Raw genomic sequence first — 14,141 nt, 5'->3', positions numbered from 1 at the left:
GTGCCCAAGCGGGCCCGCCTCGACGCGGAACTGGTTCGGCGCGGCCTCGCCCGCTCACGCGAGCAGGCCTCGGCGCTGATCACCGGCGGCAAGGTCACCGTGCGCGGGATGGTCGCGGCGAAGCCCGCCACCGGTGTGGAGACCGACGCGCCCATCGTCGTGAAGGACGAAGACGACCCCGGCTGGGCTTCGCGCGGTGCGCATAAGCTGCTCGGGGCGCTCGAGGCGTTCGGCCCGCTCGGGCTGGAGGTCGAAGGCAAGCGCTGTCTCGACGCCGGTGCGTCCACCGGCGGGTTCACCGACGTGCTGCTGCGCGCCGGCGCCGCGACCGTGATCGCCGCCGACGTCGGCCGCGGCCTGCTCGACTGGCGGATCCGCACCGACGAACGGGTCGTGGTGCTGGACCGCACCAACGTCCGCAACCTCACGCCGGACGATCTTGGCGGCCAAGTCGATCTCGTGGTCGGCGATCTGTCGTTCATCTCGCTCAAGCTCGTGCTGCCCGCGCTCGTCGACTGCGTGCGCGAGGGCGCCGATCTGGTGCCGATGGTGAAGCCCCAGTTCGAAGTGGGCAAGGACCGGCTGGGTAGCGGTGGTGTCGTGCGCGACCCCGAACTGCGCGCCGAATCGGTGCTGAACGTGCTCGACGAAGCCGCGAAACTGGGCCTCTCGCTGCGCGGGGTGACCGCCAGCCCGCTGCCGGGGCCGTCCGGGAACGTCGAGTATTTCGTGTGGCTCAGGAAAGAACACGTGGCCGAGTCCACTGTGGACGCGGTAGACAGGTCTGAGGCCGAGCGGCTCGTCCGAACCGCCGTCGAGGAAGGGCCCGCATGACCACCGAACGTGAAGTTCTCCTCATGGTGCACCCCGACCGGGACGCCACCGGCGAGGCGGCGCGCGAGGTTTCCGCGCGCTTCGCCAAGGCCGGGATCCGGATCCGGGTGATCGAGGACGACGTCTGCGCGCTGATCAACCCGGACGAGCACGGCGTCGGCGCGTCCTGCACCGTCGTCGACCCGGACGACAACCCCGCCGCGGGGGTCGAGCTGGTGTTCGTGCTCGGCGGTGACGGCACGCTGCTGCGCGCGGCCGAAATCGCCCGCCCGGCCGGGGTGCCGGTGCTGGGCGTGAACCTGGGCCGTGTCGGGTTCCTCGCCGAGGCCGACTCGGACGCGCTGGCCGACACCGTGCAGCGCGTCGTCGACGGCGACTACCAGGTCGAAGAGCGGATGACGATCGACGTCACCGTCACCCACGGCGGCACCGAGCTGAGCCGGACCTGGGCGCTGAACGAGGCCAGCGTCGAGAAGAGCACGCGCGAGCGGGTGCTCGACGCGCTGATCGAGGTCGACGGGCGGCCGGTTTCGGCGTTCGGCTGCGACGGTGTGCTGTGCGCCACACCGACCGGTTCGACGGCGTACGCGTTTTCGGCCGGCGGCCCGGTCATCTGGCCGGACGTGCAGGCGCTGCTGGTCGTGCCGAGCAACGCGCACGCGATGTTCTCGCGGCCGCTGGTCGTCTCGCGCGACTCGGTGATCACCGTCGGGATCGACCCGGACGGCTCGTCCGCGGTCCTGACCTGCGACGGCACCCGCAGCCACGACCTGCCGCCGGGCGCGCGCGTGCGGGTCACGTGCGGCGGGACGCCGGTGCGGCTGGTCCGGTTGTGGGACGGCCCGTTCACCGATCGCCTGGTGCAGAAGTTCGCTTTGCCGGTGAAGAGCTGGCGCGAGCGGCACGCCCGCCCGAACGAGTAAGGGCGCGAACGGCCCGTTCGGCGCTTTATTCGAACATATCGGCGACTCGCCGGGCCGCCGGGTGCGCGGAGTGTCGGTGGGGGCCGCTACGGTAGGCGGCGTGCTGGCCGAGATGCGCATCCAGGGCCTCGGAGTCATCGAGGACGCCCTGCTGGAACTGCACGCGGGCTTCACCGTCGTCACCGGTGAGACGGGTGCCGGGAAGACCATGGTCGTCACCGGGCTCCACCTGCTCTCCGGGGGCCGGGCCGAGGTCTCGAAGGTACGAACGGGGATGCTCAAGGCGTTCGTGGAAGGACGGTTCACCTATTCGGGCGTCGAAGGCGCCGAACGGATCGTCACCGACTCCGGTGCCGACGTGGACGAGGACGGCAGCGTCATCGCGCTGCGCGCCATCGCCGTCGACGGCCGGTCCCGGGCCCACCTGGGCGGTCGGTCGGTGCCGGTCGGCGTGCTCGCGGAGCTGTCCGAACAGCTGATCGCGGTGCACGGGCAGAACGACCAGCTGCGGCTGCTGCGCCCGGCCGAGCAGCGCGCGGTGATCGACCGGTTCGCCGGCGACGCCGTCACCAAGCCGCTGCGCGCCTACCAGGAGATCCGCTCCGAGTGGCTGGCGGTGATCGCCGAGCTGACCGAGCGCTCCACTCGCTCCCGCGAGATGGCCCAGCAGGCGGACCTGCTCAAGCACGGGCTCACCGAGATCGACGCGGTCGAGCCGACCCCGGGCGAGGACGTCGACCTCACCGCGCAGATCAAGCGGCTCGCGGCGGTCGACGAGCTGCGGGCGACCGCGACCGAGGCCCACATCGCCGTGTCCGGCTCGGCCGAAGGCGATCCGGACGCCCCGGGCGCCATGGGCCTGGTCTCCGAGGCGCTGCGGCGGTTGTCGACGTCGGAAGACGGCGTGCTGCGCGAGCTGGCGCCGCGGCTGGAAGAGGCGTCGGTGCTGCTGGCCGACGTCGGGGCCGAGCTCGGCGGGTACGTCGAGACGCTCGACGCCGACCCGGCACTGCTGGAGAAGGTGCTGGCCCGGCAAGGCGACCTCAAGCGGCTGACCCGCAAGTACGCGGCGGACGTCGACGGCGTGCTCGCCTGGGCCGAGGACGCCCGGCGCCGCCTGGAGACCATGGACACCTCGGAAGAGGCGCTGGCCGAGCTGGCGATGCGGCGCGACCAGCTCGCGGTGCAGCTGGCCACCCACGCCGTCGAGGTGTCGGCGGCGCGGGAGAAGTCCGCCTCGGAGCTGGCGGCGGAGATCACCCGGGAGCTGTCCGGCCTGGCGATGGGCCAGGCCGCGATCGAGGTGACGGTCGAGCAGCGCCCGGCCGAGCACGGCGACACGCACGCGCTGGCCATCGACGGCCACGCGGTGCACGCGGGCGCGGACGGCATCGACGACGTCGAGCTGCTGCTGCGCGCGCACGACGGCGCGCCGCCGCTGCCGGTGCACAAGGCCGCCTCGGGCGGTGAGCTGTCCCGGGTGATGCTGGCGATCGAGGTCGTTCTCGCGCACGCCGACACGGTGCAGACGCTGGTGTTCGACGAGGTCGACGCGGGCGTCGGCGGCCGTGCGGCGATCGAGATCGGCCGCCGGCTGGCGCGGCTCGCGCGGACCCACCAGGTCCTGGTGGTCACGCACCTGCCGCAGGTGGCCGCGTTCGCCGACCAGCACCTGGTGGTGGACAAGGGCCACACCGGCGGGGTGACCCGCAGCGGGATCAAGAACCTGAGCCAGGGCGACCGCGTCAGCGAGCTGGCCCGGATGCTCGCCGGCATGGACAACGAAACGGGCCGCGCGCACGCGGAGGAACTGCTGGCGACGGCCGAGAAGGACAAGACCGAGTTCGAGCCGAAACGCAAGCGGGCCAAGAAGAAGTAATACGCGTCAGCCGTCCAGGTCCGCGTTGACGGCGCGGAACACGTCCGCGAGCACGCGGGCCTGCTCGCGGCTCACGTGCTCGGCGAAGTGGCGTTCGACGCCCCGGACGTGCGTGGGCCACGCCTCCTCCAGCGCCGCCAGGCCCGCCGGCGTCAGGATCACCAGGGTGGCCCGGCGGTTGCCCGCGTCCACCTCGCGCCGCGCGTAACCGTTGCGCTCGAGGCCGTCGACCAGGCGGGTCAGCCCGCTCGCGCTGTGCACCAGGGCGTCGGCCAGGTCCTTCATGTGGAGCCGCTGCTCCGGCGCCTCCGAGAGCTGGACCAGCGCGTCGTAGGTGCGGTGCGACATCCCGTGCGCGGCGCGCAGGTCCGCGTCCAGCGCCCGCAGCAGCAGGGCCGACGAGCGCAGGAAGCCGCGCCACGCCGCGTCGTGTTCTCGGGACAGGCTCACTCCGGGAATAGTACTCGTGCGAACAGTTGTTGTGCGGACTGTTCGCTTGCGAAGAAAGGACGCCCGATGCGCGCAGTGGTACTCCGGGAACCCGGCCCGGTCGAGAACCTCGAACTGAAGGACATCCCGCTGCCCGAGGCGAAACCGGGCTGGGTCCGGATCGCCGTCAAGGCGTTCGGGCTCAACCGTTCCGAGCTGCACACCCGTCTCGGCCTGGCCGACGGCGTCACGTTCCCGCGGGTGCCCGGCATCGAGGCCGTCGGCGTCGTCGACGCCGCGCCCGACGGCGGTTTCGCGGTCGGACAGCAGGTCGCCACGATGATGGGCGGGATGGGCCGCACCTTCGACGGCGGTTATGCCGAGTACACGCTCGTCCCGCGCGAGCAGGTCGTGTCGTTCCGCTCGGACCTGCCGTGGGAGGTGCTCGGCCAGGTCCCGGAGACACTGCAGACCGCGTACGGCTCCCTCACCACCGGCCTCGACCTGCGGGAAGGCCAGACGCTGCTGATCCGCGGCGGGACGTCGGCGCTCGGCTTCGCCACCGCGACGCTCGCCCGTGACCTCGGCGCCACCGTCTTCGCCACGACCCGGCAGCGGGACCGCCTGGGCACCCTGGCCGCGCACGGCGTCGAGCACCCGCTCCTGGACGACGGCGACGTCGCCGCGCAGGTCCGGGCGATCGTCCCGGACGGCGTCGACGCCGCTCTCGAACTCGTCGGGACGCCGACCCTGCCGGACACCCTCGCGGCCGTCCGCGTGCACGGCACCGTGTGCTTCACGGGCATGCTCTCGAACCAGTGGACAATCAAGAATTTCTATCCGATCGGATACCTTCCCGCCGGTGTGCGCTTGACCGCTTATGGTGGTGAGGCGGACGATCTGCCCGCATCGGTTCTCCAGCGGTACCTCGACCGGATCGCCGCCGGCGGCGTCAGCCTCGGCCCGGCCCGGGTCTACCCGATGGAGGCGATCCGGCAGGCGCACGACGACCTGGAGCACAACCGGACGGCGGGCAAGCTCGTCGTGCTGACCGGCCGAGTGGAGGGAGCCGCCCCTTGATCCTGCCGCCACCCGCGGATGTCGAAGCGCAGCTGGCCGCCGCCCGCCGGGAGGGCGACCTCGACACCTACCTCGGCCTGCTCGCCGGGGAGGAACTGTTCGTCCCCATCCGGCGGGCCGACGCCGAGAGCATCCTCGAGGACCGCGCCGAGACCTTCCCGAACGTCTACCACGAGACCGGCGGCGACGAGTTCCTGCAGGTGTTCACCCGCGGCGCGCTGCCCGACCTCGGGCCGGACGTCGTCGTGATGAGCGGGGCGCTCGACTGGGCGGTCGACGGCGTCGGGCGCCACGAGCGGGTCGTGTTCAACCGCGGCACCCGGGGCGAGTGGCGGCTGCCGGGCGCGACGCTGCAGCCGTGGCTGGACGCCCACCTCGATGACGTCACGCCGCTGGAAGAGCAGGTCGAACGGCTGATCACCGCGCCCTACGGGCACCTCGAAGGGCCGATCGCGCACGCGCTCGCCTGCGGGGCGCACCTGGCCGTGCTGAACGCGGCGCCGTGGAACCTGCTCGACGCGCGCTACCACGACTACGTGGCCGAGGTCCGCGGCCTGCGCGACTGGTGGGGCGTGGCCGACCCGCCGGCCTGGCGCGCCACGATCGGTGACCTCATCGGCGACGGCTACGCGCTCACGCCCGGCAACCTGGTGCTGATGCTGCGCCTGCGGTTCGCCGCCGAGTCCGGGCTGCGCGACGGCGAGTTCGACCCGCTGACCTGGGCGCAGCTGGTGGGCCGGTGGTGCGCGGAGAACGACGCCGAGGACCAGGCCGACGAGCTGCGCGACACCGTGCGCCGGGTGTCGCGCTACGAGCAGCGCTTCCGCGCCGACGGCCTGCTCGACGCCGGGGGTTTCGTCACGACGGCGTTGTCCTGGGACGTCGGGCGCGCGGTCAACATCGCGCGCTGGGGGCTGGCCGCCGGGTACTGCGACGCGCTCACCGCCGAGCTGATGGTCCTGGAGGCCGGCTCGCTCGCGCGTCGCTACCACCAGTCATGGGCCGACCTGTCGGCGGGCTACCTCATGGGCCGGGTGCTGCACAGCCGGGACGACGAGTTCGGCGAGTGGTACCCCGCCGCCGTGCGGGTCCACCACCAGCTCCTTCAGGACCCGGGCAGCCCCTGGGTGAACCTCGATTTCGGGTCTCTTTCGGAGGAGTCCGACGCCTGATCGGGAACTTGGGCGCGGCGTGGCTCACCACAACGAGTCACCTCTGCTACGGCGTGGCGTGCGCAGTCCCACGAGCAAATTTGTCACCATCGGCCACATGAAGCTCACCGGGCTGCTCACGCGGAACTCCGAACCCCTGCCGGGCATCACCGGGGTCGCCAGGGTCGACCGCCGCACCCGGGAGCTGCTGCGCCGGATCAGTCCGGGCGACATCGTCGTGCTCGACCAACTGGACCTCGACCGCGCGACGGCCGACGCGCTCGTCGACGCCGAGGTCGCCGGCGTGGTCAACGCGTCGCCCTCGATCTCCGGCCGGTTCCCCAACCTGGGCCCCGAGATCCTCATCGCCGCCGGCGTCCCGCTGGTCGACTCGGTGGGCGGGGAGCTGCTGCGCTCGATCAAGGACGGCACGAAGCTGCGGCTGCTCGACGGCGTCGTGTACGTCGGCGAGCGCCAGGTCGCCTCCGGCATCGAGCAGACCGCCGACAGCGTCGCGGACCAGATGATCGAGGCCAAGGCCGGGATGTCGACGCAGCTGGAGGCGTTCTCGGCCAACACCATCGAGTTCCTGCGCCGCGAGCGCACGCTGATCCTCGACGGCGTCGGCGTGCCGGAGCTGAAGGTGCAGCTGCGGGACCGGCACGTGCTGGTCGTCGCGGGCGGCAACGGGCACGCCGAAGACCTCAAGAAGCTCAAGAAGTACATCGCCGAGCACCGGCCGGTGCTGATCGGCGTCGACGCCGGCGCCGACACTCTGCGGGCGCAGGGCCACCTGCCGGACGTCATGGTCGGCGACCCGACCGGGATCGGCACCGCGACGCTGCGCAGCGGCGGCGAGGTCGTGGTGCCCGCCCAGCCGGACGGGCACGCCCCCGGCGTCGAGCGGATCCAGGACCTCGGCATCGGCGCGGTGACGTTCCCCGCGTCCGGCAACGCCGAGGACCTCGCGCTGCTGCTGGCCGACGCGCACGGCGCGACCCTCGTGGTCACGGTCGGTTTCCAGGCCACCCTGCGCGAGTTCCTCGACCACGGCCGGTCCGGCTCCAACCCGTCGACGTTCCTCACGCGCCTGAAGCTCGGCACGAAGCTCGTCGACGGGAAAGCGGTGGCGACGCTGCACCGCAGCCGGGTCTCGATCGGCGCGGTCGTCCTGCTCGTGCTCGCCGCGGTCGTGGTCGTCGCCGCGGCCCTGCTGGTGTCCGACGTGGGCTCGGTCTACCTGGACTGGCTCCGGCACACCTGGAATTCGCTCGCTGCCTGGGTCAAGGGATTGTTCACGTGATTTCGCTTCGCTACCACGTAGTTTCCATCGCCGCCTGCTTCCTGGCCCTCGCCGTCGGCGTCGTGCTCGGTTCGACGGCGCTGAACGGCTCGCTGCTTTCGGGGCTGGCGGGGGAGAAGAAGGACCTGGGCAGCCAGGTCTCCGACCTCGAAGCCCAGCGCAACGCGCTCACCGCCCGGCTCGCCGACGCGGACGCGTTCGCCGGCGCCATGGGGCCGAAGGTCGTCGCCGGGGTGCTGGACAAGCGGACGGTGGTCCTCGTGACCACCGAGGACGCGCGCCCGGCCGACCGGGACGCGCTCAAGCAGCTGATCGGCCAGTCCGGCGCGACCGTGACCGGCGAGGTGCAGCTGACGGCCGCGTTCGCCGATCCCGAGAAGGCCGACCAGCTCCGCGACGTCGTCACGCGGCTGCAGCCGGCCGGGTCGAAGTTCCCGACCGCGGGTGACTCCGGCACGCTCGCCGGCGCGCTGCTCGGCTCGGTGTTGTTGCTGGACAAGGCGTCCGCCAAGCCGCAGTCCTCGGGTGAGGAGCTGGCCGCGGCCCTGGGCGGGCTCACCGACGGCGGGTTCGTCAAGGCGGGCCCCGACGTCAAGCCGGCGCAGCTGGCCGTGGTGCTCACCGGCGCGCAGGCGACCGGCGACGGCGCGGGCGACCGGGCGGCCACGATCGCGCGGTTCACCACCCAGCTCGACCGCACCGGTGCGGGCACCGTGCTCGCGGGGGACGCCGGTTCCGCCGACGGCACCGGCGCGCTCGGCGTCGTCCGCGCGGACACCTCGGCGACGTCGATCCTGTCCACTGTGGACAACGTGGACACCTCCGCCGGCCGGGTGAGCACCGTGCTGGCGCTGAAGGAACAGCTCGACGGTGCGGCCGGCCGCTACGGCATCGCGGGCAACGCCCAGGCGCCCGCACCGGGCGTCACCAGCCCCACCGGCAACTGACCCCGCAAGCGTTTCCCCAGGAAAAGTCCGTGAATGCCACATCGAGGGACGCTATGTCCCTCGATGTGACATTCACGGACTCGGGTGGGGCGAGTGGGTCAGCCGGCGAGCCAGAGGGCCGGGACGTTCGGCGGTTCCCAGCCCACCAGCGAGGTGTGGGCCTGGCGGCACGTGTACGTGACGCCGTTGTAGGTCACCTTCGCACCCGTGGCGTAGGCCGTGTTCGGCGCCCACGCGGGGACCGACGGCGGCGTGGTGGGCGTGGTCGTCGGCGGAGTGGTGGGTGTCGTGGGCGTGGTCGGGGTGGTGGGGGTCGTCGGGGTGGTGGGTGTGGTCGGGGTCGTCGGCGTGGTGGTCGGCGGCGGTGTCGAGCAGTTCGGCGTCGACGCGGCCAGGCCGTTGACCACGGCGTGGAAGAGCGTCGAACCCGGGTCCAGGTCGTAGAGCGAGAACATCATCGCGCCGCCGAGGCCGGTGCAGTGGATGTAGTCGGTGCGGGCCTTGATGGACTGGGCCGAGGAGCCGCCGAAGAAGTTGGTCCCGTCGTAGAACCAGGCCGACTGCGTGACCGGGTCCCAGTAGGTGTCGGCCGGGTTGTCGACGATGCCGGAGAGTTCCTTGTACATCGCCACGCCCGGCACGTTGCCGCTCAGCGTGTGGCCCGCGGACGGCCCCGACGCCGACTGGTACAGGCCGTGGTTCGAGCCGGCCGGCACGCCGGTCCAGCCGCGGTAGTAGAACGGGATGCCCAGCGTCAGCTTGCTCGCGGGGAACCCGCCCGCGATGCCGTACGCGCTGTTGCCGTGCAGGTAGTCCTTGATCACCGAGTCGGTCGTGTACTTCTCGGTGCCCGGGGGAATGGTGCCCGACGGGTCGCTCGGCGAGGAGTACAGCGGGTCCTGGAAGTTCGTCGGCCCGGTGGCGTCCCACGCGCCGTGCATGTCGTAGGTCATCGCGTTGCCGAAGTCCAGGTACTGCCCGATCTTGTCGGTCTGGATCTTCGCGATCTTGTCCTGCCCGCCCGGCAGCGCGGCCGACAGCGCGTAGTGCTTGCCGCCCAGCGCGTCCAGCTCGGTGCGGAACTCCGCCAGCAGCGCGGTGTAGTTCGCGGTGTCGGCAGCGCTGTAGTGGTTGCCGACGTGCCCGGTGGGCGAGCCCGGGTACTCCCAGTCGATGTCTATGCCGTCGAAGATGCCGGCCGCGGTGCCCGGGCCGCCGTAGCCGCCGGAGGCCGGGATGTTGCCCTTGATGAACATGTCCAGGCACGAGCTGACGAACTTCTTGCGCGACGCGTCGGTCGCGGCGGCGTCGGAGAAGTACTTCGAGTACGTCCAGCCGCCGATCGACAGCAGCACCTTGAGGTTCGGGTGCCGGGCCTTCAGCTCCTGCAGCTGGTGGAAGTTGCCGACGATCGGCTGGTTGAAGGTGTCGGCGGTGCCGTCGACGCTGATGTCGGAGCCGAAGGACTTCTGGTAGTCGGCGAACTGGTCCTCGCCGCCGTCACCGGCGTTCGGGTCGGTCTCGCCGCCCGGGTCGGGCGTGGTCGCCTTCGACGCCTCGAAGCAGGTGTGGTTCGTGGGATCGATGTTCTCGAAGTCGTAGAGCAGGTAGTCGAGGTTGCCGGCGATCGCGTCGACGTTCTTCAGGTAGTAGGCGTTCTGGTAGATGCTCCACTGGTCGAAGTAGGCGATCCGGACCCCGCCGGACGTAGCGGCGGCCGCGGGTGGCGCGGCCGGGCCGGCGACCGTGAGCGCGCCCACGACCAGGGCGGCCGCGGCGGCGGCGACCATCGCCAATCTTCGGGAAACCCTCTGCATGCTGTCTCCTCGCGCAGGCGGACGGCCCCCTCCCGGGCCGCGTCGGCGCGAGAGGGGGCGGTACGCGATGGTTCTTCACGAACAGGTGCCGGCCCGTTCATGAATGTGCGCGTGCGCACACCGAGTGTCAATACTTTGGACTAGACCAATCTCGGCAGCCGTGTGCTATGGGGTCCGGTGTCCGGATTTCCCAGCGATGGTAGGGGTTACTTGAGCGGCGGGTCGAGCGGGAAGCACGACACGCGCACCGGCCACGTGTCACCGCCGGCGGGCAGCGGCATCTTCTTCAGCGCGGCGGCCGCCTGGCCGTCGTGCGCTTCCTCGGCCGCGGCGTGGAAGATGTCCGCCGCGATCGACTGGTCGAACACGCCGATCTGCTGGTGCGGCCAGCCCGCCGCGCCCTGCAGCGCGCCGGGGATCAGCTGGTCGACGACCTTGCGCAGGGTCGCCCCGTTGGGCGCGGTGTACTTCCAGACGTCGACGCCGAGGTTCTTGCCGAGCTCGGCCATCCGGCCCCACGCCGTGAGGTTGAAGTTGACGTAGTGCCACGACATCGTCCGCGCCAGCTCGAGCGGCTGGCTGCCGTCGGCGGCGAACTGGACCGGGAACCGGTTCTTCTCCGCGTCCAGCACGATCTTCCTCGCCGCGTCCCGCCGGCCCAGGTACGCGGCGATCGTCGCGTTCTGCATGTCGAGGAACGTGCCGTGGTTGTTCGTGGCGGCCAGTTCCAGCTTCGCCTGCGGGCTGGTCTGCATCCAGTTCAGGTACTGCGCGAGCCACGCCTTGACGCCGGCGCGGTCCTGGCCGGTCCAGCCCGGCGCGCCCGTGTCGAGCAGCGCGAACACGTCGAGGACCTGGCTGAACGACTGCGTGGAGTCGATGATCCCGGTGCCGCTGATCGTGTTCTTGCACGGGATGATCTGCGAGTACGTCATGTTCGGGTTCATCTTGGTGGCCGGGTCGAGGAACCACGTCCGGATGTCCAGCGCCGCCCGCTTCGCGTACTTCGCGTCGCCGGTGTAGTACCAGGCGAGCGAGAGGTAGTACATCGCGTCCCACGCCACCATCCGGTAGGTGTGGTCGGTGATCGCGTCGGCCTCCGGGTTGCGCTGGCCGTCCTTGTTGACGTACGGGCAGCCCTGCGGGTTCTCCGGCGTCTTCTCACTCGCCCACCAGTAGGGCGCCTGGCTCAGGTAGTCGTGCTTGTCACCGCTCGGCGGCGCGGTCGGCTTGTCCACGACCGACCACGGGCCGGCTGTCAACGCCGTGTTCGCCTTGCCCAGCACCACCTTCAGCGCGTCGCGCTGCGCCTGCGTGGCGTGGCCGTGCTTGAGCGCCGACTGGATGTCCGCGAGCTTCTGGCCGTCGGTGACGACAGTGTGCGGCGCCTGCCCGGCCGTCGCCGTCCCGCTGAGCGGGACCAGGGCCAGGCACGCGGCCAGCACCGTCGCCCCGAGAACGTGTAGCTGCCTTCGCACCTTGGACCGCCCTTCGGGGACGCCAGGATCCCCACTCGTCACCGGGCGGCGGTACGGCAGTGGCGACGGCGATTCTGGCTCCCCGGTGCGGCGGCTGTCAAACGGTCGGCCAAGTCCGCTTCTTGTCCAGCGGCCGGGCGTAGGACCCGGCCCGGCTGGTCTTGAGGCCCAGCGCGACGAGCGACTCGGCGAGGCGGACGGCGGCGGCGACGCCGTCGATGACCGGGATGTCCAGCATCGTCGCGATCCGCCGGTCCAGCCCGGTCATCCCGGCGCAGCCGAGCACCAGGACCTCCGCCCCGGCGTCGCGCGCCCGGCGCCCGGCGGTCAGCAGCGCCGACTCCGTGCGGCGTTCGTCCGTCAGCTCCAGCACGCCGAGGCCGGCACCGGTGACCGTCACGCAGTTCTGGGCGACGCCGGCGGAGTGCAGGCTGTCCTCGATCAACCCGCACGTCCGGTCCAAAGTGGTCACGACGCCGTAGCGGCGGCCCAGCAGGCAGGCCAGGTGCGCGGCGGCTTCGGTGATGTCGACGACCGGGACGTCCAGCAGTTCGCGGGCGCCCTCGCGGCCGTGCTCGCCGAACCCGGCGAGCACGACCGCGTCGAACGGTTCTTCCAGGCCCCGCAACAGATCGAGCACGGCGGCCGCCGACAGGAAGCTGTCCAGCCACCCCTCGGCCGACTCCGGGCCCCAGCGCGGCGTCCGGGCGAGGATCTCGGTGCCCGGGCTCGCCGCGGCGCGGGCACCGGCACCGATCTCCTTCGTCATCGCCTCGGTGGTGTTGCAGTTGGTGACGACGATCCTCATCGCTGGTTCCGCGAGACCGCGAAGTACAGCAGCGCGGACGACGCCGTGCCGATGAACCACGAGTACGGCGCGGCCGGGGCGAAGTACGGCACCAGCGCGATCACCGCGGCCAGCGCGGCGGTCGGGAAGAACGCCACCAGGGCGCGCGGGTTCACCCGCGGGTAGACGCCGCCGTCGACGAACAGCTGCGCGACGTCGACCTTGCCGCGGCGGATCAGGTAGTAGTCGACGATCATGATCCCGAACAGCGGCCCGAGGAACGCGCCGAGCCCGCCGAGGAAGTAGTTGACCACCGCGGGCGAGGAGTACAGCTTCCACGGCAGCACGCACAGCGCGGCGACCGCGCTGATCATCCCGCCGATGGTGAACGTGATCCGCTTCGGCCAGATGTTGGCCAGGTCGTAGGCGGGGGAGACGAAGTTCGCGACGATGTTGACGCCCATGGTGGCGATCGCGAAGGTCAGCGCGCCGATGATCAGCACCGGCGTGTTGTGCACCTTGGACAGCAGCTCGGCCGGGTCGGTGATGGCCTCGCCGAACACCTGCATGCTGCCCGCGGTGACGACGACCGACAGCAGCGCGAACGCCGTCGAGTTGATCGGCAGGCCCCAGAAGTTGCCGCGCCGCACGGTTTTCTGGTCCGGGGCGTTGCGGGAGAAGTCGCAGAAGTTGAGCATCAGCGTGCCGTAGGTGGCCAGGATCAGCCCGGCCGCGCCGAACCACTGCCGGATCTGCTCGCCGGTGGACAGCTGCTTCGGGCTGCTGGTGAACGAGATGTTCCAGTGGGCGGCGGCGAGGATCCACACGGCCAGGGCGATCATCACGACCCAGATCGCCGGGCCGCACCAGTCCTGGAACTTGCGGATCGACTCCATGCCGCGGGTCAGGATCAGCGCCTGCGCCGCCCAGAGCGCGACGAAACAGATCCAGCCGAGCGCGTGCAGGCCGAGGAAACCGTGTTCGGTCAACGGTTTCAGGCCCGGGTCGATGGCGAGCACGAGCAGCGTGATGGCCACGCTGGCCAGGTAGGTCTGGATGCCGTACCAGAAGATCGCGATGATCGCGCGGATCAGCGCGGGCAGGTTGGCCCCGAACGTGCCGAAGCTCAGCCGCGCGACCACCGGGAACGGCACGCCGGTGCGCTGGCCGATCCGGCCCATCAGGTTCATCCCGACGTAGATGATCACGAACCCGAACAGCAGGGCGGTGAACACCTGCCAGGCCGACAGGCCGAGCACGAACAGCCCGGCCGCGAAGGTGTAGTTGCCCAGGTTGTGCACGTCGGACATCCACAGCGCGAAGATGTCGTAGACCTTCCACCGGCGTTCTTGGGCGGGGGCGAGGTCCTCGTTCCAGAGCCGGGGGTCCGGCGGGGCGGGCGTCTCTTGCTGCGAGTCGGTGAGCGGGGCGGCGGTCATGATTGCCTCCGGTCGACGTGCGACGGCGGGGATTTGGGATACCAAAAATTGGTATCCCAAATATCACCCCGGGG

12 protein-coding genes are annotated in these 14,141 nt (G+C 71.2%); 7 read left to right on the top strand and 5 right to left on the bottom strand.

Features of this window, described 5'->3' with window-relative positions; all coding sequences use genetic code 11:
* The 3 genes from MUY22_RS45005 to recN all read left to right on the top strand — a co-directional run bounded on the left by MUY22_RS45005 (position 1) and on the right by recN (position 3,636).
* Positions 1-834 (top strand): TlyA family RNA methyltransferase, encoded by an 834-nt coding sequence (locus tag MUY22_RS45005; RefSeq protein ID WP_247053989.1) that lies wholly within the window; start codon positions 1-3, stop codon positions 832-834.
* The gene (locus MUY22_RS45000) at positions 831-1,757 is read left to right on the top strand and encodes an NAD kinase (RefSeq protein ID WP_247053987.1); all 927 of its coding nucleotides are present in this window, start codon (positions 831-833) and stop codon (positions 1,755-1,757) included. The genes MUY22_RS45005 and MUY22_RS45000 overlap by 4 nt, the downstream gene beginning before the upstream one ends.
* A gap of 100 nt (positions 1,758-1,857) precedes the next feature.
* Positions 1,858-3,636 (top strand): DNA repair protein RecN, encoded by a 1,779-nt coding sequence (gene recN / locus MUY22_RS44995; protein WP_247053986.1) that lies wholly within the window; start codon positions 1,858-1,860, stop codon positions 3,634-3,636.
* A 6-nt stretch (positions 3,637-3,642) separates the two neighbouring features.
* Here recN and MUY22_RS44990 read toward each other — a convergent pair whose 3' ends face one another.
* Positions 3,643-4,086, bottom strand: coding sequence for a MarR family winged helix-turn-helix transcriptional regulator (locus tag MUY22_RS44990; RefSeq protein ID WP_247053984.1), 444 nt, complete (start codon positions 4,084-4,086; stop codon positions 3,643-3,645).
* A gap of 66 nt (positions 4,087-4,152) precedes the next feature.
* Between MUY22_RS44990 and MUY22_RS44985 the strand changes: the two genes are divergently transcribed.
* From MUY22_RS44985 to MUY22_RS44970, 4 genes are all read left to right on the top strand, one after another.
* A complete protein-coding gene (locus MUY22_RS44985) occupies positions 4,153-5,145 on the top strand; it encodes a zinc-binding alcohol dehydrogenase family protein (protein WP_247053982.1) in 993 nt (330 codons plus the stop codon).
* On the top strand, positions 5,142-6,317 hold the full coding sequence (locus MUY22_RS44980; RefSeq protein ID WP_247053980.1) for a DUF1266 domain-containing protein: 1,176 nt from the start codon (positions 5,142-5,144) through the stop codon (positions 6,315-6,317). Before MUY22_RS44985 ends, MUY22_RS44980 begins: the two co-directional genes overlap by 4 nt.
* A 97-nt stretch (positions 6,318-6,414) precedes the next feature.
* Entirely contained in the window at positions 6,415-7,599 is a 1,185-nt protein-coding gene (gene steA / locus MUY22_RS44975; protein WP_247053978.1) for a putative cytokinetic ring protein SteA, read from the top strand.
* Positions 7,596-8,546, top strand: a complete 951-nt coding sequence (locus tag MUY22_RS44970; protein ID WP_247053976.1) for a copper transporter — start codon at positions 7,596-7,598, stop codon at positions 8,544-8,546. The genes steA and MUY22_RS44970 overlap by 4 nt, the downstream gene beginning before the upstream one ends.
* A gap of 98 nt (positions 8,547-8,644) precedes the next feature.
* Here the strand turns inward: MUY22_RS44970 and MUY22_RS44965 are convergent, their stop codons facing one another.
* The 4 genes from MUY22_RS44965 to MUY22_RS44950 form a co-directional block, all read right to left on the bottom strand.
* Positions 8,645-10,363, bottom strand: a complete 1,719-nt coding sequence (locus MUY22_RS44965; RefSeq protein ID WP_247053973.1) for a glycosyl hydrolase family 18 protein — start codon at positions 10,361-10,363, stop codon at positions 8,645-8,647.
* Positions 10,364-10,569: 206 nt separating this feature from the next.
* Positions 10,570-11,841, bottom strand: coding sequence for an alginate lyase family protein (locus tag MUY22_RS44960; RefSeq protein WP_247053971.1), 1,272 nt, complete (start codon positions 11,839-11,841; stop codon positions 10,570-10,572).
* Between the two features lie 97 nt (positions 11,842-11,938).
* Complete coding sequence (locus tag MUY22_RS44955) at positions 11,939-12,649, bottom strand: aspartate/glutamate racemase family protein (protein WP_247053969.1); 711 nt, start codon at positions 12,647-12,649, stop codon at positions 11,939-11,941.
* Complete coding sequence (locus MUY22_RS44950) at positions 12,646-14,067, bottom strand: NCS1 family nucleobase:cation symporter-1 (RefSeq protein WP_247053967.1); 1,422 nt, start codon at positions 14,065-14,067, stop codon at positions 12,646-12,648. Before MUY22_RS44950 ends, MUY22_RS44955 begins: the two co-directional genes overlap by 4 nt.
* Positions 14,068-14,141 lie beyond the last annotated feature (74 nt).

This window comes from Amycolatopsis sp. WQ 127309, from assembly GCF_023023025.1.
Taxonomy (GTDB): domain Bacteria; phylum Actinomycetota; class Actinomycetes; order Mycobacteriales; family Pseudonocardiaceae; genus Amycolatopsis.
This window is presented reverse-complemented; position numbering and strand designations above follow the sequence as displayed.